This is a genomic window from Mycobacterium celatum, from assembly GCF_002101595.1.
Taxonomy (GTDB): domain Bacteria; phylum Actinomycetota; class Actinomycetes; order Mycobacteriales; family Mycobacteriaceae; genus Mycobacterium; species Mycobacterium celatum.
This window is the reverse complement of sequence record NZ_LQOM01000025.1, coordinates 89856-110742: the sequence shown is the minus strand read 5'-3', so window position 1 is coordinate 110742 and position 20887 is coordinate 89856. Positions and strand designations below refer to the sequence as shown.

At 68.3% G+C, this 20887-nt stretch carries 15 protein-coding genes and 1 pseudogene; 1 reads left to right on the top strand and 15 read right to left on the bottom strand.

What is annotated here, in order from left to right:
- Position 1: 1 nt before the first annotated feature.
- The 11 genes and pseudogenes from obgE to AWB95_RS10035 form a co-directional block, all read right to left on the bottom strand.
- On the bottom strand, positions 2-1471 hold the full coding sequence (gene obgE / locus AWB95_RS10085; protein ID WP_085168141.1) for a GTPase ObgE: 1470 nt from the start codon (positions 1469-1471) through the stop codon (positions 2-4).
- A gap of 41 nt (positions 1472-1512) precedes the next feature.
- On the bottom strand, positions 1513-1773 hold the full coding sequence (gene rpmA, locus AWB95_RS10080; protein WP_062541680.1) for a 50S ribosomal protein L27: 261 nt from the start codon (positions 1771-1773) through the stop codon (positions 1513-1515).
- Between the two features lie 18 nt (positions 1774-1791).
- Positions 1792-2103, bottom strand: a complete 312-nt coding sequence (gene rplU, locus AWB95_RS10075; RefSeq protein ID WP_045374535.1) for a 50S ribosomal protein L21 — start codon at positions 2101-2103, stop codon at positions 1792-1794.
- Between the two features lie 152 nt (positions 2104-2255).
- Positions 2256-4973 (bottom strand): ribonuclease E, encoded by a 2718-nt coding sequence (gene rne, locus AWB95_RS10070; RefSeq protein ID WP_085168139.1) that lies wholly within the window; start codon positions 4971-4973, stop codon positions 2256-2258.
- A gap of 342 nt (positions 4974-5315) precedes the next feature.
- A complete protein-coding gene (gene ndk / locus AWB95_RS10065) occupies positions 5316-5726 on the bottom strand; it encodes a nucleoside-diphosphate kinase (protein WP_062538616.1) in 411 nt (136 codons plus the stop codon).
- A 73-nt stretch (positions 5727-5799) separates the two neighbouring features.
- Positions 5800-6138, bottom strand: coding sequence for a DUF4233 domain-containing protein (locus tag AWB95_RS10060; RefSeq protein ID WP_084706928.1), 339 nt, complete (start codon positions 6136-6138; stop codon positions 5800-5802).
- A gap of 35 nt (positions 6139-6173) precedes the next feature.
- Entirely contained in the window at positions 6174-7571 is a 1398-nt protein-coding gene (folC, locus tag AWB95_RS10055; protein WP_062538614.1) for a bifunctional tetrahydrofolate synthase/dihydrofolate synthase, read from the bottom strand.
- Entirely contained in the window at positions 7568-10207 is a 2640-nt protein-coding gene (locus tag AWB95_RS10050) for a valine--tRNA ligase (protein ID WP_062538613.1), read from the bottom strand. The genes folC and AWB95_RS10050 overlap by 4 nt, the downstream gene beginning before the upstream one ends.
- A 56-nt stretch (positions 10208-10263) precedes the next feature.
- On the bottom strand, positions 10264-10842 hold the full coding sequence (locus AWB95_RS10045; RefSeq protein ID WP_062538612.1) for a DUF937 domain-containing protein: 579 nt from the start codon (positions 10840-10842) through the stop codon (positions 10264-10266).
- A 91-nt stretch (positions 10843-10933) separates the two neighbouring features.
- Positions 10934-12188, bottom strand: a pseudogene (locus tag AWB95_RS10040) (saccharopine dehydrogenase family protein).
- A complete protein-coding gene (locus tag AWB95_RS10035) occupies positions 12185-14173 on the bottom strand; it encodes a S9 family peptidase (RefSeq protein ID WP_085168137.1) in 1989 nt (662 codons plus the stop codon). Before AWB95_RS10035 ends, AWB95_RS10040 begins: the two are co-directional and overlap by 4 nt.
- A 43-nt stretch (positions 14174-14216) precedes the next feature.
- On the opposite strand from AWB95_RS10035, the gene AWB95_RS10030 reads away from it, so the two are divergent.
- On the top strand, positions 14217-15368 hold the full coding sequence (locus tag AWB95_RS10030; protein WP_085168135.1) for an FAD-dependent monooxygenase: 1152 nt from the start codon (positions 14217-14219) through the stop codon (positions 15366-15368).
- 50 nt (positions 15369-15418) lie between these two features.
- Here AWB95_RS10030 and AWB95_RS10025 read toward each other — a convergent pair whose 3' ends face one another.
- From AWB95_RS10025 to AWB95_RS10010, 4 genes are all read right to left on the bottom strand, one after another.
- Positions 15419-15967 carry a transglycosylase family protein gene (locus AWB95_RS10025; RefSeq protein ID WP_085168192.1) on the bottom strand — a complete coding sequence of 183 codons (549 nt, stop codon included), beginning with the start codon at positions 15965-15967 and terminating at the stop codon, positions 15419-15421.
- A gap of 1019 nt (positions 15968-16986) precedes the next feature.
- A complete protein-coding gene (gene mobA / locus AWB95_RS10020; RefSeq protein WP_269745713.1) occupies positions 16987-17601 on the bottom strand; it encodes a molybdenum cofactor guanylyltransferase in 615 nt (204 codons plus the stop codon).
- A 1-nt stretch (position 17602) separates the two neighbouring features.
- Positions 17603-18670, bottom strand: coding sequence for a 2-oxoacid:ferredoxin oxidoreductase subunit beta (locus AWB95_RS10015; protein ID WP_062538949.1), 1068 nt, complete (start codon positions 18668-18670; stop codon positions 17603-17605).
- A complete protein-coding gene (locus AWB95_RS10010) occupies positions 18667-20625 on the bottom strand; it encodes a 2-oxoacid:acceptor oxidoreductase subunit alpha (protein WP_085168133.1) in 1959 nt (652 codons plus the stop codon). The genes AWB95_RS10015 and AWB95_RS10010 overlap by 4 nt, the downstream gene beginning before the upstream one ends.
- Positions 20626-20887 lie beyond the last annotated feature (262 nt).

Genomic DNA, 20887 nt, shown 5'->3' with positions numbered 1-20887 from the left:
GTCATATGCGCCGCTCCTCCTCATCGCTTCGCTCTGCATCGTCGCCGGCGCGACGTTGGCGGCGTGCGGCCTTGCGTTCGGCGGCCCCGACGCGCTCGGTGCGGTCCAGGCGCGCGTCGGTGCCGCGGCTCGACAATTGAACATCCACGCCTGCGGCTGTCTGGGGCTCCCAGTCAAATGTCATGTCGCCGATGGTGACTGCGCATCCCGGCTGGGCGCCGAGCCGCAGCAGTTCGTCCTCGACGCCGAGCCGAGCCAGTCGGTCACCCAGATAGCCGACCGCCTCGTCATTGTCGAAGTCGGTCTGCGCGATCCAGCGTTCGGGCCGCTCGCCGCACACCACGAATCCGCCCTGCCCGTCGGGCTGCACGGTGAAACCAGTCTCGTCGACCGGGACGGGGCGGATCACCGGCCGCCGTGGCACCACCACCGGCTGGGCCGCGTGATATTCGTCGACCATGTCGGCCAGCGCGAAGATCAACGGCTGCAAGCCTTCTCGCGTCGCCGTGGAAACCGAGAACACCGGCCAGCCGCGCTCGGCGATGTCGTCACGGACGAACTCGGCAAGCTCGCGGGCCTCCGGCACGTCGACCTTGTTGAGCACCACCGCCCGTGGTCGCTCGGTGAGGTCGCCGAGCGTCGAATCCCCTTGCAGAGTCGGCTGATACGCGGCCAGCTCGGCTTCCAGCGCGTCGATGTCGGAGACCGGGTCGCGGCCGGGATCCGCGGTCGCACAATCCACTACATGCACCAGGACCGCGCATCGCTCGATGTGCCGTAAGAAATCCAGGCCCAGGCCGCGGCCCGCCGACGCGCCCGGTATCAGGCCCGGCACGTCGGCAACCGTGTAGGTGCGCTCCCCCGCCGAGACCACCCCGAGGTTGGGCACCAGCGTGGTGAACGGGTAGTCGGCGATTTTCGGCTTTGCCGCCGAAATTGCCGACACCAAAGACGATTTGCCGGCCGACGGGAATCCGATCAGCCCGACGTCGGCGACGGTCTTGAGCTCGAGGGTCAGGTCGCGGGCTTGCCCCTTTTCGCCGAGCAGCGCGAAACCCGGCGCCTTGCGGGCCCGTGATGCAAGCGCAGCGTTGCCCAGCCCGCCGCGGCCACCGGCGGCAGCCAGGAAGCGGGTGCCGGCGCCGACCAGATCGGCGAGCAGTCGGCCGTCTTCGTCGAGCACGACCGTGCCGTCGGGAACCTTGACTTCCAGATCGGCGCCGGCGGCGCCGTCGCGGTTGCCACCCATCCCCTGCTTGCCGGACGGTGCGACGACATGCGGGTGGAAGTGAAAGTCCAGCAGGGTGTGCACCTGCGGGTCGACAACCAGGATGACGCTGCCGCCGCGCCCGCCGTTGCCGCCGTCCGGGCCGCCGAGCGGCTTGAATTTTTCGCGATGGACCGAGGCGCAGCCGTTACCGCCGGAGCCCGCTCGCGCGTGGATGACGACGCGGTCGACAAACCGAGCCATCGGGCTTCCTCTTACTCATCGAGTGCGAACACTCGCGACGCTTAGTCCCGGCCGGCCGGCACAATGCTGACGGTCTTGCGGCCCCGCTTGACACCGAACTGCACGGAACCGGCCGCCTTGGCGAACAGCGTGTCGTCGCCGCCGCGGCCGACGTTAGTGCCGGGATGGAAATGAGTACCCCGCTGCCGCACCAAAATCTCGCCGGCCTTGACGAGCTGGCCGCCGAACCGCTTCACGCCGAGCCGCTGGGCGGCTGAATCGCGGCCATTGCGTGAGCTGGAAGCGCCCTTTTTGTGTGCCATGTCGTGTCGCCTCCGCTGCTACTTGATGCCGGTCACCTTCAGGACCGTCAGCTGCTGACGGTGACCCTGACGCTTGTGGTAGCCGGTCTTGTTCTTGAACTTGTGGATACGGATCTTGGGGCCCTTGGTGTGCTCGAGCACTTCGCCGGTCACGTTCACCTTGGCCAGCGCGGCAGCGTCGGTGGTGACGTTGGCGCCGTCGACCACCAGCGCGACCGGCAGCGACACCTTGGCGCCGGGCTCGGAGTCGAGCTTCTCGACCTTGACGACGTCTCCGACCGCGACCTTGTACTGCTTGCCGCCGGTCTTGACGATTGCGTAGGTCGCCATCACGTCTGCCCTTCTTCGTCGGGATCTTCGGGCGCGCGTTACCCGGGGCTGCGCGCGGTGGGTCTGAGGGTTCGCCTAGCTGAGCCTGGCGACAACTGATCAAGGATACGTGACCAGCGGCTACAGGATCAAACCGGCTCAGTTCGGCCCGGTCAGTCCTCGTGGATTGGCGGCCCGGCGGGACGGGCCGCGGCGCGCCGCCGCCGTGGTCGCTCCACGGACGCGGTGACGACGGATTGATCAGCGGTGTCCTCCGACTCGTCGGAGTCGTCGTCGAGATCCTCGTCGTCGATGTCGTCGATGTCGTCGAGGTCTTCGTCTTCGTCTTCGTCGTCGAGATCCTCGTCGATGTCCTCGTCGATGTCCTCGTCGTCGTCGAGTTCGACCTCGTCCTCGTCGTCTTCGGTTTCGGTTTCGTCGAAGTCGGTGTCGTCCAGGTCCTCGTCCGCGACCTCGCGGGCAACGTCCTCGTCGGTCTGCGTGTCGGGTTCTTCACCCGGTGTCGGCGCCTCGGCATCCTCGGTGTCGCCGTCGTGGCGGCCGTTGGCGGCGGCCATCGCCTTGAACATCGGGTGCTCGCCGGGCGCGTGGGCGGGCACCTTGGCCACGGGCACCTCGTCGGCCTTGCCCTTCTTCGACCGCCGGCCCCGCCGGCCGCCTTCGGACTTGCGACCGGTCGCCGAGGTGGAGTCGACGGGGTCGGCGTGCAGCGTGATCCCGCGGCCGCTGCAGTGCGGGCAGGTGGTCGAGAACGCTTCGATGAGCCCGGTGCCCAGCCGTTTGCGGGTGAGCTGCACCAGGCCCAGTGAGGTGACTTCGGACACCTGGTGACGGGTGCGGTCGCGGGCCAGGGCCTCAGTGAGCCGGCGCAGCACCAGGTCGCGGTTGGACTCGAGGACCATGTCGATGAAGTCGATGACGATGATGCCGCCGATGTCGCGCAGCCGCAGCTGGCGCACGATTTCCTCGGCCGCTTCCAGGTTGTTCTTGGTGACGGTCTGCTCGAGGTTGCCGCCCGAGCCGGTGAACTTGCCCGTGTTGACGTCGACGACGGTCATCGCCTCGGTCCGGTCGATCACCAGGGTGCCGCCCGAGGGCAGCCACACCTTGCGGTCCATCGCCTTGGCCAGCTGCTCGTCGATGCGGTGCACCGCGAACACATCGGGCCCCTCCTGGCCGTCCGAGCCGGGCGCCTCGTATTTCGTCAGCTTCGGAAGAAGTTCGGGCGCAACGGAATTCACGTACTCGTTGATCGTGTTCCAGGCCTCGTCGCCGGAGACGATGAGCTCGGCGAAGTCCTCGTTGAACAAGTCGCGGATGACCTTGACCAGCACGTCGGGTTCTTCGTAGAGCGCAACCGCTGCCCCGGCGGCCTTTTCCTTGATCTCTGCTGCCTTGGCCTCGATCTGAGCCCACCGCTCCTGAAGGCGGTTCACGTCGGCGCGGATGTCGTCTTCTTTGACGCCTTCCGACGCGGTGCGGATGATCACCCCGGCGTCGGACGGCACCACCTCGCGCAGGATTTCCTTGAGCCGCTGGCGTTCGGTGTCGGGCAGTTTGCGGCTGATCCCGGTCGACGACGCGCCCGGCACGTACACCAGGTAGCGGCCGGCCAGCGACACCTGGGTGGTCAACCGGGCACCCTTGTGGCCGACCGGATCCTTGCTGACCTGGACGACGACGTAGTCGCCGGGCTTGAGGGCCTGCTCGATCTTGCGGTTGGCGCCGCCCAGGCCCGCGGCCTCCCAGTTGACCTCGCCGGCGTAGAGCACGCCGTTGCGCCCGCGGCCGATGTCGACGAACGCCGCCTCCATCGACGGCAACACGTTCTGCACGATGCCCAGGTAGATGTTGCCGACCAGCGAGGCAGAGGCAGCCGACGTCACAAAGTGCTCGACGACGATGCCGTCCTCGAGCACGGCGATCTGGGTGTAGCGGGCGCCGGGGTGCGGCGGCTCGGTGCGAACCTTGTCGCGCACCACCATCACCCGCTCGACCGCCTCGCGACGAGCCAGGAACTCGGCCTCGCTCAGGACCGGTGGGCGCCGGCGTCCCGCGTCGCGCCCATCGCGGCGGCGCTGCCGCTTGGCCTCCAGCCGGGTCGAGCCGTTGATGCCCTGGATCTCGCCGCTGTCCTTGTCGTCGGTGTCCTTGTCGGTGCGCGGGGTGCGCTCGTGCACCACGGTGTTGGGCGGGTCGTCGGGCGACGGGCCGTCGTCGGTGTCCTCGGCCGAGCCGGCCTTGCGGCGACGACGGCGCCGGCGGCGACGGGTCGCCGTTTCGGTCGCGTTGTTGTCGTCGCCGCCGTCGGTGTCGTCGCCATCGGCGTCGGCGTCCTGGTCGTCGTCGCCGTCGTCGGCCTGCTCGCGGCTGTCTCCTGCGCCCTGCTCACCGCGGCCGCGGCCACGACCGCGACGGCCCCGGCGGCGGCGCCGACCGGCCGGCCGGTCGGTCTGCTCCTCGTCGGTGTCGGCCGCGTCGTCGTCGTCCGCGTCGTCCTCGGAGCCCGCAGAGTCGTACCGGTCGTCGCCCACCTCGATCGGTTGCGGCGCGACGAACAGCGGCATGTATTCGGGGCGCTCGACCGTCGTCTCCAGCATCAGCCTCGACTCGGGTTCGGCCGCCTCATCGACCCCAGCGTGGGCCGCCGGCGCGGCGGCCAGCAGATCGCGCACCCGGACCGCGTCGGCGCGGTCCACCGTGGAATGCGCGCTGCGGATCCGGCCGTCCAGTTCGGTGAGCGCGTCGAGCACCCGTCTGCTGGTCGTGCCCAGCGCTCGGGCCAGCGAATGGACCCTCAGCCGGTCGGGCAGTTCCTCGCGCTGGGACGGGTCTTCTGGAAGGTCTGAGGATGGGGCACCGTCTATCACGTAATCTCCTCAAGCCCCCGGGCGCGTCGTGCAGACGCGGCCACGCGAGGGCTTCGCTATGTGCCCGGGTCACTTCTCCCGGGCTTGTGCTGGTCTCGCGCCGAGCGGCTCGTGTCGAACTCGCTTGGCGCCCGGTCTGAATGATGGCTGGACAGTCGGCGCCGCATCGCGGGTAGCGGTGGTCGCGCTTGTCGAAGTCTTCATTCGGGCGTCGGAAGCCGGTCCGGCGACGTTCACCCGTGCTCCAGTATCCCATACGGTCAGTCCGGGGCCGACCCCTCCGACGGGAAGACGCAGAATCGCACGATCCGATCGAGATTTGTGCGATTCTGCGTCTGTTCGCTAGGCCTGCGGGAACCACAGCGCGATTTCACGCTCGGCCGACTCCGCCGAATCGGAGCCGTGCACCAGGTTGAACTGCGTCTCCAGCCCAAAGTCGCCGCGGATGGTGCCCGGCGCCGCCTTCTCCACCGGGTCGGTGGCGCCGGCGAGTTGGCGGACCGCCGCGACGGCTCGCGGCCCCTCGACGATTGCCGCGACCACCGGCCCCGACGTGATGAACTCCAGCAACGGCGTGAAAAACGACTTGCCCTCGTGCTCGGCGTAGTGCCGGCGGGCCAGCTCGTCGGCGACGTCGCGTAATTCCAGGGCGGCGAAGGTCAACCCCTTGCGCTCGATGCGGCCGATGATCTCGCCCACCAAGCGCCGCTGCACGCCGTCGGGCTTGATCAACAGCAGAGTCCGCTCAATCATCAAGCGCCGCTCCTCCTCATCGCTTTGCTCTGCATCGTCGCCGGCGCGCATCGCGGACAGCGTACCTGGCGAATCACTCCGGAGGCCGCTGCTGGCCGGGCAAAAGGCCGCGTCGCTGCCGGCGCAGTACCTCGGCGCGGAAATAAGCAATCAGCGCCCACACCCCGGCGAAGAGCAACCCGATGAACCCGACCCCCGGATACACCAGAAACCCGGCAATCGCCACCGCCTGCACCGCGAGGTTCGCCCAGATGGCCCAGGACCGGCCCTGCACCCCGGCGAGCAGGACCAGCACCACCGCCAAGCCGATCAGATATGTCAGCGCGGCCGGCGTTAGGCCGCCGCCGACCGCGCCGACCACGGGCAGGGCAAGCAGCACCACGATCGCCTCGAGGATCAGCGTGCCGGCCATCACGCCGCGGAAGCTCTTCCACGGGTCCGGGGCGGTCACGCCGGATCCTTGCCGAACAATGTGCGGGCCGCCCCGGCGGTGACCACCGAGCCGGTGATGACGATGCCGGTTCCGGAGAACTTTTCGCCCTCGGCGCCGGCCTCGTCGACCAACGCGGTTGCGGTGTCGATGGCGTCCCGGAGGTCCGCCGCGGCGAGCACCCTGTCCGGCCCGAACCGCTGCTGCGCCGTCAACGCCAGCGACTCGACGTCCAGGGCCCGCGGCGACCCGTTGTGGGTGACCACGATCCGGTCCAGCACGGGCTCGAGCGCGGCGAGGATGCCGTCGACGTCTTTGTCGGCCAGCACGCTGATCACTCCGACCAGAAACCGGAAGTCGAACTCTTCGGCCAGTGTCTGGGCCAGCGCGGCGGCTCCGGCCGGATTGTGCGCGGCGTCGATGTACACCGTCGGGGCGCTGCGCATCCGCTCCAGCCGGCCCGGGCTGGTGACGGCGGCGAACCCGGCCCGAACAGAGTCGACGTCGAGCTGACGGTCTTTGCCGGCACCGAAGAACGCCTCGACCGCCGCCAAGGCCAGCGCCGCGTTGTGGGCCTGGTGTTCGCCGTGCAGCGGCAGGTGGACGTCGGAGTACACCCCGCCGAGACCCTGCAGCGTCAAAAGCTGCCCCCCGACGGCGATCTGGCGGTCGGCCACCGCGAACTCGGAATCCTCGCGGGCCACTGCGGCGTCGGCCCGAACCGATTGCGCCAGAAGCACTTCCATCACTTCGGGCCGCTGTCGGCCGATCACCGCGACCGTGTCGGACCCGGTGATGATGCCAGCCTTCTCGCCCGCGATCCCGGCGAGGTCGGCGCCCAGGTAGTCGACGTGGTCGATGCTGATCGGGGTGATGACGGCGACCGGCGCGTCGATGACGTTGGTGGCGTCCCAGCGGCCGCCCAGCCCGACCTCGATGACCCCGACGTCGACCGGCGCGTCGGCGAACGCAGCGAACGCCATCGCGGTGAGCACCTCGAACTTGCTCAGTCGCGGGCCAGCCTCCCCGAAAACACCAGCCTGCGACTGCTGGTCGATGATCTGCACGAACGGTTCGATCTCCCGGTAGGTCGCCACATACCGTGCCGGGCTGATCGGCTTGCCGTCGATTGCGATGCGCTCGACCGCCGACTGCAGATGCGGGCTGGTGGTGCGGCCGGTGCGCCGGTTCAGTGCGGTCAGCAGCGCGTCGACCATCCGCGCCACCGAGGTTTTGCCGTTGGTGCCGGCGATGTGAATGCAGGGATAGCTGCGCTGCGGGGAGCCGAGCAGGTCCATCAGCGCGCTGATGCGGGTCAGGCTGGGCTCGATTTTCGTTTCCGGCCAACGCTGATCGAGCAGGTGCTCGACCTGCAGCAGCGACGCGATCTCGTCGGGGGTGGGTGTTTCGGTCACATCGCGGCCAGGCGGCTGGTGATGCGGTCCACTTCCTCACGGGCCACCCGCTGGCGGTCGCGGATCTTGTCGACGACGGCCGCGGGCGCCTTGTCCAAGAAGGCCCTGTTGTCGAGTTTGGCGCTGGTGCCGGCCAATTCCTTTTGCGCGGCGGCCAAATCCTTTTCCAGGCGCCGTCTTTCGGCATCCAGGTCGATGGTGCCCGAGGTGTCGAGTTCGACGACGACGGTGCCGCCCTCCAGGCGCACCTCCAGGGAAGCCGACGGGCTGAACTGCTCGCCAGGCGCGGTCAGCCACGCCAGCGACGTCACCGCACCCACCTGGGTGCCGAGATCGGCGTCGTCGATGCCGGAGAGCCGGGCCGGCACCTTCTGCCGATCGGCCAGACCCTGGTCGCTGCGGAACCGACGGACCTCGGTCACCAGCTTCTGCATATCGGTAACGCGTTGTGCGGCAACGGAATCCAATGCGATACCGGACGGCTTGGGCCAGTCGGCGATCACCAGCGACTCCTGGCCGGTCAGAGCCTGCCACAGCGCCTCGGTGATGAACGGGATCACCGGGTGCAGCAGCCGCAGCAGCGTGTCCAGCACCGCGGCCAGCACCGCGTTGGTGTGCGCGAGCCCCTCGGCCAGTTGCGTCTTGGCCAGTTCGACGTACCAGTCGCAGAACTCGTCCCAGGTGAAGTGGTAGAGCGCCTCGCACGCCCGGCTGAACTCGTAGCGGTCGAACGCCGAATCCGCTTCGGCGCGAACCTCTTCCAGCCGGCTCAGGATCCAGCGGTCGGCGTCGGTCAGCTCCTCGAGGTCGGGCAGCGGCGCGACGGCCGCGCCGTTGAGCAGCGCGAACCGGGTGGCGTTGAACAGCTTGGTGCCGAAGTTGCGCGAGGCCCGGACATGGTCTTCGCCGATGGACAAATCTCCGCCAGGGCTGGCGCCGCGGGCCAACGTGAAGCGCAGCGCGTCCGCGCCGAACTTCTCCACCCAGTCCAGCGGGTCGACGCCGTTGCCCTTCGACTTGCTCATCTTGCGCCCGAACTCGTCGCGGATCAGCCCGTGCAGGAACACGTCGGTGAACGGCACCTGCGGCCCGCGACGCCCGCCCAGCGTGATCGCGTCGTCGTCGCCGACGAAGGTGCCGAACATCATCATCCGGGCCACCCAGAAGAACAGGATGTCGTAGCCGGTGACCAAAACGCTTGTCGGATAGAACTTTTCCAGCTCAGGAGTGCGCTCGGGCCAGCCCATGGTGGAAAACGGCCACAGCGCGGAGGAAAACCAGGTGTCCAGGACGTCGTGGTCCTGCTCCCAGCCCTCGGGCGGGGTTTCGTCGGGCCCGACGCACACCTGCTCGCCGTTGGGGCCGTGCCAGATCGGGATGCGATGCCCCCACCACAGCTGCCGGGATATGCACCAGTCGTGCATGTCGTCGACCCAGCCGAAGAAACGCGGCTCCAGGCTGGCCGGGTGAATCACGGTGTCGCCGTTGCGCACCGCGTCGCCGGCGGCCTTGGCCAGCGATTCCACTCGCACCCACCACTGCAGCGACAGCCGCGGCTCGATCGGCTCGCCGGTGCGGTCGGAGTGCCCGACGCTGTGCAGGTAAGGCCGTTTCTCGGCCACGATGCGGCCCTGCTGCGCCAGCGCCTCCCGCACGGCGACCCGGGCCTCGAAGCGGTCCATGCCGTCGAATTGCGTTCCGGTATCGGAGATCCGGCCCCTGCTGTCCATGATGGTGGGCATCGGCAGCTCGTGGCGCAGGCCGATCTCGAAGTCGTTGGGGTCATGGGCCGGCGTGACTTTGACTGCGCCGGTACCGAATTCGGGGTCGACATGCTCGTCGGCGACGACAACGAGCTGGCGGTCGACGAACGGGTGGGGCAGGGTGGCGCCGACGAGGTCGCGGTAGCGTTCGTCGTCGGGATGCACCGCGATCGCGGTGTCACCCAGCATCGTCTCCACCCGGGTGGTGGCCACCACGATGCTGGGCCCCTCGGGTGAGCCGTAACGGAACGACACCAGCTCGCCCTCGACGTCTTCGTAGCGGACCTCGAGATCGGAGATCGCGGTTTCCAGTTCCGGCGACCAATTCACCAGCCGCTCAGCCTGATAGATCAGCCCGGCGTCGTAGAGCCGCTTGAAAATCGTGCGCACCGCGCGGGACAGGCCCTCGTCCATGGTGAACCTGTCGCGGCTCCAGTCCACCCCGTCGCCGAGCCGGCGCATCTGCGCGCCGATGGTGCCGCCGGAGTCACGCTTCCAGTCCCACACCTTGTCGACGAACAGTTCGCGGCCGAGGTCCTCTTTGGTCTTGCCGTCGACGGCGAGTTGCTTTTCCACCACGATCTGGGTGGCGATGCCGGCGTGGTCCATGCCCGGCAGCCACAACACCTCGTAGCCAGCCATCCGCTTGCGGCGGGTCAACACGTCCATCAGGGTGTGGTCCAGCGCGTGGCCCATGTGCAGCTCGCCGGTCACGTTGGGCGGCGGCAGCACGATCGAATACCCGGGTTTGGCGCTGGTCGGATCCGCTGTGAAGTAGCCGGCGTCCACCCACCGCTGGTAGATGGTGCTCTCGACCGCGCCCGGATCCCAGGACTTGGGCAGGGCATCGGCGGCGCGGCTCGGGCTGGTCACCGGTCAATTCTATGGAGGGCGACGGCCCGCCTCGACCTCCGCCCTTGTGGGGCGCGTTACTTCTTGCCGAAAAGTCCGCCGAGGATATCGCCCGCTTTGCTGCCGAGCACGTCACCCAAGACGCCGCCCAGCGACTTGTTGCGGCTACCGGACATGCCGCCGAGGATGCTGCCCAGCACCTCGTTGAGCGCGCCGCCGGAGGCCTTCTCCTCGGTCGCGGCCGGCCCGCCCTTCTGCGTCATTTGCTTGCCGATGTAGGCCAGCACGATCGGGGCCAGGATCGGCAACAACTTCTGCATCAAATCGGCATTGCCGGCTCCGGAACCCGAGAGCGCCGCGGCGACCTGGCTGGTGTCGTTGCCGCCGAAGATCTTCGCGATCGCCTGCGCTCCGGCGTTCTCGTCAACTTGGTCGACGCCGGCGCCGGTGTCCATCAGACCTCGGGCCGCGTGGCTGCTGACCTCCGACTCGATCGCCGAGGCGTTGTCGGGATCCTGAGCGCTCTGCTGCACACCGCCGACCAGCACCGGCACCAGCAGTTGAACCGCGTTGTTCACCTCGGATTCGTTGACGCCGAGCTTGCCTGCAATGTCACTCGTGGGAATTTGGGCGAAGAGATCGTCAAGGCCGGCCATGGACCCGTCCACCTAACGTTGCTGGGATGTTGTCGTCATTCGGTGACGACAGTAGTCCAGTTGATCTTGCCGGACAGCGGTTCAGCGCAGCTCAATTCAATCGCGCGGTTGTCAACGTCACGCCTGCGGCCGGTAACCGCGCCAACAGTGCGTCACCCATGGCGGCCGCCGGTGTGAGCACCCCGCGCAGGTCGGACAGCTTGTCGCGGTCCAGCCCCAGCGCCAAACCACTCTCGCCGAGCAGCACCGAGGTCGCCTGGTATCCCGGGTCGCCCTGCTGCGCCATGGTCGCCACATAGCGCGCACCGGTGGTGGTGGTCGCATATGTCTCGACGCGGTAGTGGCCGCGCTCGCGAACTGCCTCGCTGGGACCGGTGCCCGGTTTGGGCGCCAGACGCTCCACCACCCGGCGCGGCAGCAGCCGGAAATAGCGGTTGCCCAGTCCGAACATTACGTTGGTCACGCCGGTGACCATCGCCGACGCCGCGGGCGCGACGAGCGACGAGCCCACACTCATGTGTTCGCTGTAGCGGAATTGCCTGCCGTACGCCCAGTCCAGTAGTGCGTTGCTGCGCCGCACAATTCGGGTGTTGTACGGCGCCATCAGGAATCCGGCGGTCCAGCTGCCGGCCAGCTCCGGCGCGATGTCGCGGCCGCGGCGCCACGGCAGATCGGGCTGCCGGCCGAGATCGGGTTCCGCGCCGCGGTCGGGACTCAGTGTGTAGGGATCGGCGATTTGCCGCCGCGCATCCGGGTCGCTGGACGCGGTCTGCATCATCTCCATCCCCGAGGCGATGGTGCCGCCGGAGAGCCCGCCGGAGAAGCGCCGCAACACGAAGTCGGTCTCGGCAAGCTGCCCGGTGCCGTCGTCGCTGACGGCCCGATACAGCGCGTACACCGTCAAATCCGAAGGGATGGAATCGAATCCACAGGCATGCACAATCCGTGCGCCGGTGTCGGCGGCCTGCTTGTGGCACAGGTCGATGCTGTTGCGCACGAACATCGCCTCGCCGGTCAGATCGGCGTAGTCGGTACCCGCCGCGGCGCAGGCGCCGACCAGCGGCAGCCCGTAGCGGGTGTACGGCCCGACCGTGGTGATGACCACCTGTGTCCGCGCGGCGATCGCATCCAGCGTGGACGGCGCCGAGGCGTCGGCCTCCAGCAACGGCCAGGATTGGCCCGCAGCGCCCAGGGTTTCGCGCACCTTGGCCAGTCGTTCCGTGGAGCGGCCGGCAAGCGCAATGCGGGCGTCACCGCCGGCGCGGGCCAGGTATTCGGCGGTCAGCTTGCCCACGAAGCCGGTCGCCCCCTTACAGCACAATGTCGAACTCGCGCGTTTCCGTCACGAGCGCGACGCTACTCCAAGGACTTCGGGCAGTTCGGCGGTCTCCCCGCGCACGTGTTCGGCCAGGAACGCCAGCACCACCTGATACCAAATCTTGGTGTGCTGCGGTGCCAGTACCCAGTGGTGCTCCGACGGAAAATACAAGAACCGGTGCGGGCTGGTGCCGTCGTCGGCGGCGGGCAGCCCGGACTGCGCGAGCAGCTCGTACCACAGCCGCAGCGCTTCACCGATCGGTACGCGATAGTCCTTGTCGCCGTGGATGATCAGCATGGGCGTGGTGATCCGCTCGACGAATCGGTGCGGTGAATGGGCGGCGGTCATCTGCGGGGTCATCTCGCGGCGCCAGTAGTAGGCCACATCTGTGGTCGGGCCGAATTGGTCCAGGGCCCACAGGCTGGCGTGGCTCACGATCGCGGCGAACCGGTCGGTGTGGCCCGCCACCCAATTGGCCATGTAGCCGCCGAACGACCCACCCATCGCGGCCGTGCGGGTGGCGTCGACGCGCGGGTGCCCACAGGCGGCGTCGACGGCTGCCATCAGGTCTTCGAACGGCGGCCCGCCCCAGGCGCCCCAGCCACGCTGAATGAACGCCTGTCCGTAGCCGGTGGACAGCGCCGGGTCGGGCAACAGCACGGCGTAACCCTTCGCGGCCATCAGCCACGGGTTCCAGCGCCACGACCAGCTGTTCCAGCTGCCCAGCGGCCCGCCGTGGATCCACAGCAACAACGGCGCTGGCGCGGTGTCCTCGGGCAGGACCAGCCAGGAGCGCACCGCGGTACCGTCCGCTGCGGCCACGTCGAGCTCCGTCAATGTCCCTGGCAGCGTGGGCAATTCGGTACACGGCAGCACGGTGATGGCGCCGTCGGGATCGATTCGCACCGGGTGCGGCGGCGTCGCATAGGAGCTGCGCAGTGCGTACAGCACCCCGCCGGGTGCGGCGACGACGTCGGTGTAGCCGAAATCGTCGTCGGTGAGTTGGGTGACTCCCGAGGTGGCGGTGTCGACGGCGAAAATCGGGATCCGCCCGGCCTGGTCGGCCGTCACGATCAGCGTGGCGCCGTCGCGCGACCAGGTCACCGAGGACGGCCAGCGGTCCCAGTCTTCGGCCAGCGTCACCGGCTTCTCACCGGACCGTAAGCATTGCAACGTCGTTCGGGGCGCGCGCTCGGGGGTGGAGATGGTTTCGCGGGTGAACGCCACGGCCGCTCCGTCGGGCGAGATCGCGGGATTGCCGAGGTCGGCGTCCGGATCGTCGGCGATCACGCTGCGTTCGCCGGAGGCCAGCTCGACGCGCACCAGCACGGACCGTTGCGCGGGCCCGGGCCCGGGCACCCGCCACGTGGTCACCAGGAACCGGCCGTCGGCGCTGATGTCGAACCCGGCCTCGCGCAGCGCGCCACCTGGATTCGGGGTCAGGTCCCGCGGACCGGACGCATCGAAGAAGTGCGGTTGGTCGGGGCCAAGATCCTTGTCCCAGAAGCGAACCGGAAACCCGTCGTGCAGGATCGCGGTCACCTTGGCGTCTTTGCGCAGATCCCGCAGCCGCCGATCGCCGTCGACACCGTCGGCCGACGCCAACAGCGGCGCGGCGACCACGGCCGCATCGGCGCCGCGCGCAGTGCGCACCGCGGTGACTCCACCGGGCATGCTGAGCACCTCGACCGCTTCCCCGCCGGCGGCAGGCAACCGCCACAGCGAGGCCGGCGGTCGGTCGTCATCGGATGTCGGACGCGACGACACGAACAACAGGTCGCCGTCGGCGGTGAACGCGGGCGACGACTCACCATGCGCACCGCGGGTCAGCCGGCGCGCGGGCGCCCGGCCGGCCGGGTCGACTTCCCAAACCGCGCTGACGTACTCGGCGCGCTTGTCGTCGAGTTCGGCGACCATGGTCACCAGTCGGGACCCGTCGGCCGACACTGCCAAGCCGGAAACCCGCGGTAGCGCCAGGTAGTCGTCGAGGTCGTCGAATGCCGTTGCAGTCATCCGTCTTGGGTAGCACAGGCGCGCACCCGATAGGTTCGGCCACATGGCGCAACGCATCGCCGTCGTCGGCGCGGGCATCGCGGGTCTGGCCAGCGCGGTGGCGCTACAGCGCTGCGGCCGCGAGGTCTCGGTGATCGAAGAACGCACCGACACGTCGGCGGGGGCCGGGATCAGCATCTGGCCCAACGCGCTGGCCGCGCTGGACCACATCGGGGTCGGGGACGCGGTTCGCCAGGCCGGTGGCCGCGTCACCGCCGGTGCGCTGCGCTGGCGCGACGGCTCATGGCTGCGCCATCCCGCCGACGAAAGATTAGTCACCGCTCTCGGGGAGCCGATGGTGGTGGTGCAGCGCTCGATCCTGCGGGACATCCTTGCCGGTGCGCTGGCGCCCGGCACCGTGGAATACGGGCTGTCCGTCACTGGTCTCGCGGTCGACGGAGACGTTCGACTCGAGCTGTCGGACGGCACGGCCCGCACGTCCGATGCCGTCGTCGGCGCCGACGGGACACGCTCGGTGGTGGCGCGGCACCTCAACGGCCCGCTGACAAACCGCTACGCGGGCTATACCGCCTGGCGGGGGGTCGCCTCCTGCACCATGGACCCGGAGTTGGCCGGCGAGACGCTCGGGCCCGGGGTGCAAACCGGCCACGTCCCGATGGGGCCCGACCGCACCTACTGGTTCACCACCGAACGCGCGCCGGAAGGGCGGGTGTCGCCCGGCGGCGAGTTGGCGTACTTACAGCGAAAGCTGGCCGGCTGGCCCGAGCCCGTCCCGGGCATGCTTGCGGCGACGGCACCCGCCGACATCTTGCGCAACGACCTCTATGACCGCCGTCGTGCCCGATGCTGGGCCCGCGGCCCGGTCGCGGTGGTCGGCGACGCGGCCCATCCGATGCGCCCACATCTGGGCCAGGGCGGGTGTCAGGCACTCGAAGACGCCGCCGTGCTGGCCGCCTGCGTCCGGTGGGCCGGCGACCTGCCGACGGCGTTCGCACGGTTCGGCGTCTTCCGGCGACGACGGGTCACCTCGATCGTCCGGGAGGCGGCGTTGATCGGCCGGGTCATCAACGCCCGTCCCGCGGTGCTGAGCGCTGTCGCTGCGCGGGCCAGCGTGCTTATCCCGGAGGTGGTGCTGAACCGGCATCTGGCGTCGGTCGCGGCCCGGTCGGCGTTCGTGTTGCCGGCCCCGGAATAGACGACGGTGCCGGGCCCGAAGGCCCGGCACCGTGTTGTGTAGCCGTGAGGTCAGCCGCGCCGGCCGCAGACCGGCCAGGCGCCGATGCCCTGCGTACGCAGAACGTTTTCGGCCACCCGGATCTGCTCCTCGCGGCTCGCGTTGGCCGGGGAGCCCGAGCCGCCATTGGCACGCCAGGTGCTCGGGGTGAACTGCAGACCACCCACGAAGCCGTTACCGGTGTTGATAGACCAGTTGCCACCGGACTCGCACTGCGCGATCGCGTCCCAGTTCACGCTGTAGGCCTTCTTCACCGGTGCGGGAGGCGCCTCGGGAGCCGGAGCGGGCTCCTCAGGAGCGGCCTCCGGGGCGGGCGGCGCCTCGGGCGCCGGGGGCAGGTCCTCGGGAGCCGGGGGCAGGTCCTCGGGTGCTGGAGGCAGGTCCTCCGGAGCCGGAGGCAGGTCCTCGGCCGGTGCCGCGTCGCGCATGGTGCCGAGGGCGGCGTTCGAGTCCCAGGCCTCGCCTTCCGCGTAGGCGGTCGCGGCAAAGGGCGCGAGCGGCGCAGCGGCAAGCGCCCCGGTGATAGCGGCCATGATGAGCGTCTTGTGGACGTTCTTCAACATCGTTCCTTTCGCGGTGCGCGCGCCAAAGCAAGCCCACGAATGTGGGCCTGGGGTGCCTGTGCAGGCTGGTTGGTGCTTTGGAACGTGCCGTCTCGTTCAGGCACGACAGCGGGGGCGTGATCCGCCCGGCGGGCTTGCGCCCGATGGCTGCGCGACGGCCGTGCCGCTCGCAGCCCCGCTCACACGCGGGTCCGTGGATTCGATTTTGGGTTGGCCGTTTTAGGGCCGACACGGACCGTACGAGACCGGATTGCATTCGTCACGTCACGCGACACGCATATCTCGGTTCGATAACGTCCAGATTATCCGTGGCGCAGATAATTGTCTTCCCAGGTCACGGATATCTTTTTCGCAGACGTCAAAGCGGCAAAGCAAGCGGCGCGCCGTGAGCCAAATCACGCATAAATTGTGAGCTGGACCACGGATTTGCCCTGGGTCAAACTGCCGATTTCGCGGCTGACACGGTGTCAGCAGGGCCGTGCGCCTTGCGCGCCGGCTTTTGCGCTGACTCCACACAATTCGCCGCCCTGGGCCGGGGCTTTGGTTGTCTCCATGTGCAGGGCACTCCTAAACCCGCTGCGCTGCATACATTTTCATCTCGGACTACGCCCAGACTTGGGCTGTACCAGCGGTGTCAGCATTGGCGAGCGCTAACTATGCTACGCCACAACGGATTTCGTAACTGTTGCGCTGCTCACGACGAAAACCCGCGAACCTGCGCTGACACCGGCCGAGGCCGCACTGGATACTGACTCGCCGCGCAAGACGATCGAATTTCCTCGGCTCGTATCGGCGGCGGCCAACGAGCCGCGAACGCTCTTGAGTAGGCTTCTACGGCTGCAATCCCTTCTGCCGCAAGGGATATCAGCCGGCCCTCCACCGACCCTCCGTCAAATCCAGCCCGGCAAATTTTTGGCGCCAATAGCCGTTTATTGTAATTCTGGCGGCGAATTAGTCAGCGTTTGAGCCGGGAATTTACACAAGAATGGCGGCAAGGAGTCCGAATTGTGCGCGGCTCAGCGGCTGGACTGCACCAGCTTGCGCAAATCGTCCGCAGAATTCACATTGCTCAGCGGCCGGGAGTCGGGCACCACGATCCGTTGAGCGTCGATGCCATCGACCAGCGCACGCATGGTGCGTTCGCCGGAGGCCACCAGGGCGTCGATCCGGTCGGCCAGGTCGGTCCGGTATACCGCGGCCAGGTAGTGGTCGCGGCCGTCCCACGGCAAGGTCACCTCGGCGTCTACCTCAGCGGCCCGGTCGGCCAGCATGTCGATCAAATCGACCGTCAGCAGCGGCATGTCGACGGCGCACACGAATGCCCGCTTTGCGCCGGCCTCGAAAGCCGCCCGAAGTCCGCGTCCGGTAGCCAAAAGCGGCCCCAGCCCGCGGACTTCGTCGCGCAGGACGTCCGCCGGCAGCTCCGGCAGCGGCTGTCCCGGGGCGGCGACGACGAACACCGGCTGGCAACGCTTGCCGACAATCCCGACCACGTGCTCGACCATCGTCGTGGCGCCATCGGAAGCCGCAATCTCCTCGGGTACTGCAAGAGTGGCCTTGTCGCGTCCCATCCGCCGGGATGCGCCCCCCGCCAGCACTACCCCTGCTAACGAGCCCGGAGCGGCTGCCACGTCAGGCGACGGTCCAGGTGTCGCGCCCCCGCAACAACGCTTGCAGTGCGGCGCGATCCGCCGGGGCAGTCGCCGCCGAGGCAGTCACCTGCGCGCGTGCGGCGTCGTCGTACGTGGGCCGGCTGACCTGACGGAAGATGCCCATCACGGTGTGTTCGAGGTTCTGGTCGGACAGCCGCGACAACGCGAACGCGTAGGCCGAATCGGTGGTGTGCGCGTCGTGCACGACGATCTCGTCGGCGCTGACATCGGCGGTCTTGGCCACCTCGAGGCCGAATCCGGAACGCACCACGCAGTATTCGCCGCCCCCGCCGAAGATGATCGGCTCGCCGTGGCGGACGTTGATCACCCGCTCTTCGGAGCCTTCTTTGCGCAGCGCGTCGAACGAGCCGTCGTTGAAGATCGGACAGTCCTGCAGGATCTCGACCAGGGCCGACCCGCGGTGGGTGGCCGCGGCGCGCAGCACCTCCGACAACCCCTTGCGGTCGGAGTCCAGCGCGCGGCCCACGAAACTCGCTTCGGCGCCCAGCGCCAGCGACACCGGGTTGAACGGCTGGTCGAGCGATCCCATCGGGGTGGACTTGGTGACCTTGCCGACCTCGGAGGTCGGCGAATACTGGCCCTTGGTCAGACCGTAGATCCGGTTGTTGAACAGCAGGATCGTCAGGTTGACGTTGCGCCGCAGCGCGTGCACCAAATGGTTGCCACCGATCGAGAGCGCATCGCCGTCGCCGGTGACCACCCACACCGACAGGTCCTCGCGGGCGAGCGCCAACCCGGTCGCAATGGCCGGCGCGCGACCGTGGATGGAATGCAGACCGTAGGTCTCCAGGTAGTACGGAAAGCGGCTTGAGCAGCCGATACCGCTGACGAACACGATGTTCTCGCGGCGCAGCCCGAGCTCGGGCAAGAAGTTGCGGATGGTGTTGAGGATGACGTAGTCACCACAACCGGGGCACCAGCGCACCTCCTGGTCACTGGTGAAGTCCTTGGCCTTCTGCGGCTGGTCAGTGGTGGGCACCCCGCTCAGCGCGCTCAACCCCAGGTCGTGGCCGATCAGGTCCGTCATGCGTCAGCTCCTGCTCCAACCGTCGCCGCTGCCATTCTGGCGACCATCGCCTTGTCTTCCTCGATCTCGGCCAGCGTGCCGCCCAGCGCGGCGCTGATAAGGCGGCTCACTTCGTCGGCCAGGAACGACAGTCCCTGCACCTTGGTGACCGACTGGATGTCCACCAAATACTTCCCGCGCAGCAGCAGCGCGAGCTGGCCCATGTTCATCTCTGGCGCCACCACTTTCGGGTAGCGGCGCAGCACGTCGCCCAGGTTGGCCGGGAACGGGTTGAGGTAACGCAGGTGGGCGTGCGCCACCTTGATGCCCCTCCGGCGCGCGCGCCGGCACGCCTCCCCGATCGGGCCGTAGGTGCTGCCCCACCCGATCAGCAGCAGCTCGGCATCGCCGGTCGGGTCGTCGACCTCCAGGTCGGGAACCCGAATCCCGTCGATCTTGGCCTGGCGCAACCGAACCATCAGGTCGTGGTTGGCCGGCTCGTAGGAGATGTTGCCCGACCCGTTGGCCGCCTCCAGGCCGCCGATGCGGTGTTCCAGACCGGGAGTGCCGGGAATCGCGAACTGCCGGGCCAGCGTTTCGGGGTCGCGGGCGTACGGCTGGAACGGTTCACCGGCCTTGGCGAAGGTGTGCTCGATGGGTTCCAGAGTGCTGACGTCGGGGATCTGCCACGGCTCGGAACCGTTGGCGATCGCGCCGTCGGACAACACGATCACCGGGGTGTGGTACGACACCGCGATGCGCACCGCCTCGACCGCGGTCTCGAAGCAGTCCGACGGCGACCGCGGCGCCAACACCGCGACCGGCGATTCGCCATTGCGGCCGTACATCGCCTGCAGCAGGTCGGCCTGTTCGGTCTTGGTCGGCATGCCGGTCGACGGGCCGGCCCGCTGCACGTCGATCACCAGCAGCGGCAGCTCGGTCATCACGCCGAGCCCGATGGCCTCGGACTTCAACGACAAGCCCGGCCCGGAGGTGCTGGTGACGCCAAGCGCGCCGCCGTAGGCCGCGCCCAACGCGGCGCAGACGCCGCCGATCTCGTCTTCGGCCTGGAAGGTGATGACGTTGAAGTTCTTGTGCTTGGACAGCTCGTGCAGGATGTCGGAGGCCGGCGTAATCGGATAGCTGCCGAGCACCACAGGGATGTTGGCGAGCTGGCCCGCGGTGACGATCCCGTAGGCCATCGCGGTGTTGCCGGAGATCTGCCGGTACTCCCCCGCGGGCAGTTTCGCCGGGGAGACGTCGTAGGTGGTGCCGAAGGCCTCGGTGGTCTCGCCGTAGTTCCAGCCGGCCTTGAGCGCCAGCACGTTGGCTTCGGCGATATCGGGCTTGCGCGCGAACTTCTCGCGGATGAAGGTCTCGCTGGTCTCGATGGGCCGCCCGTACATCCAGGACAGCAGACCTAGCGCGAACATGTTCTTGGCCCGCTGGCCGTCCTTCTTGGACGCGCCGATGGCCTCCACGGCGCCCAGCGTCAGCGTCGTCATCGGAACCGACTGCACCACATACTCGGACAGCTCCCCGGATTCCAGCGGGTTGTCCTGGTAGCCGACCTTGGCCAGGTTGCGCTTGGTGAACTCGTCGGAGTTGGCGATCACCAGCCCGCCGCGCGGCAGGTCGCCGATGTTGGCTTTCAGCGCCGCCGGGTTCATCGCGACCAGCACGTCGGGCCGGTCTCCGGCGGTGAGGATGTCGTACTCGGCGATCTGGATCTGGAACGACGAGACGCCGGGCAGGGTGCCCTGCGGTGCGCGGATCTCGGCCGGGTAGTTGGGCTGGGTGGCCAGGTCGTTGCCGAACAAGGCGGCCTCGGAGGTGAACCGGTCACCAGTGAGCTGCATGCCGTCACCGGAGTCTCCGGCGAAGCGGATGACGACTTGTTCCAGCTTCTGCCGCTTGGATGCGGCCGCGCCGGCTGAATGAGATTCTGACCTGGCTCCGTTCTCGTTCGGACCCACGTCCCCGCCTTCCGTCGCTGTCTCTCGCACGGGCACTCTGCGTTGCGGCTACCGGTACCCGCCGCCGGAGTGAACCCCGGCCGCGTTTTATGTCACTGGCAGTACCGATTATTGCACTGTTCTTAGGGTTTAATTCACGCCCACGCGCAGGACCACCGTATCGCCATCCGTCCAAAAATCGAGGTCAGACGCGCGGCGTGGTGGCATGCACGGGGAAAGTGTGGTGTTCATCACTTTTGCTGGAATGCAAAGTCTAAGAACA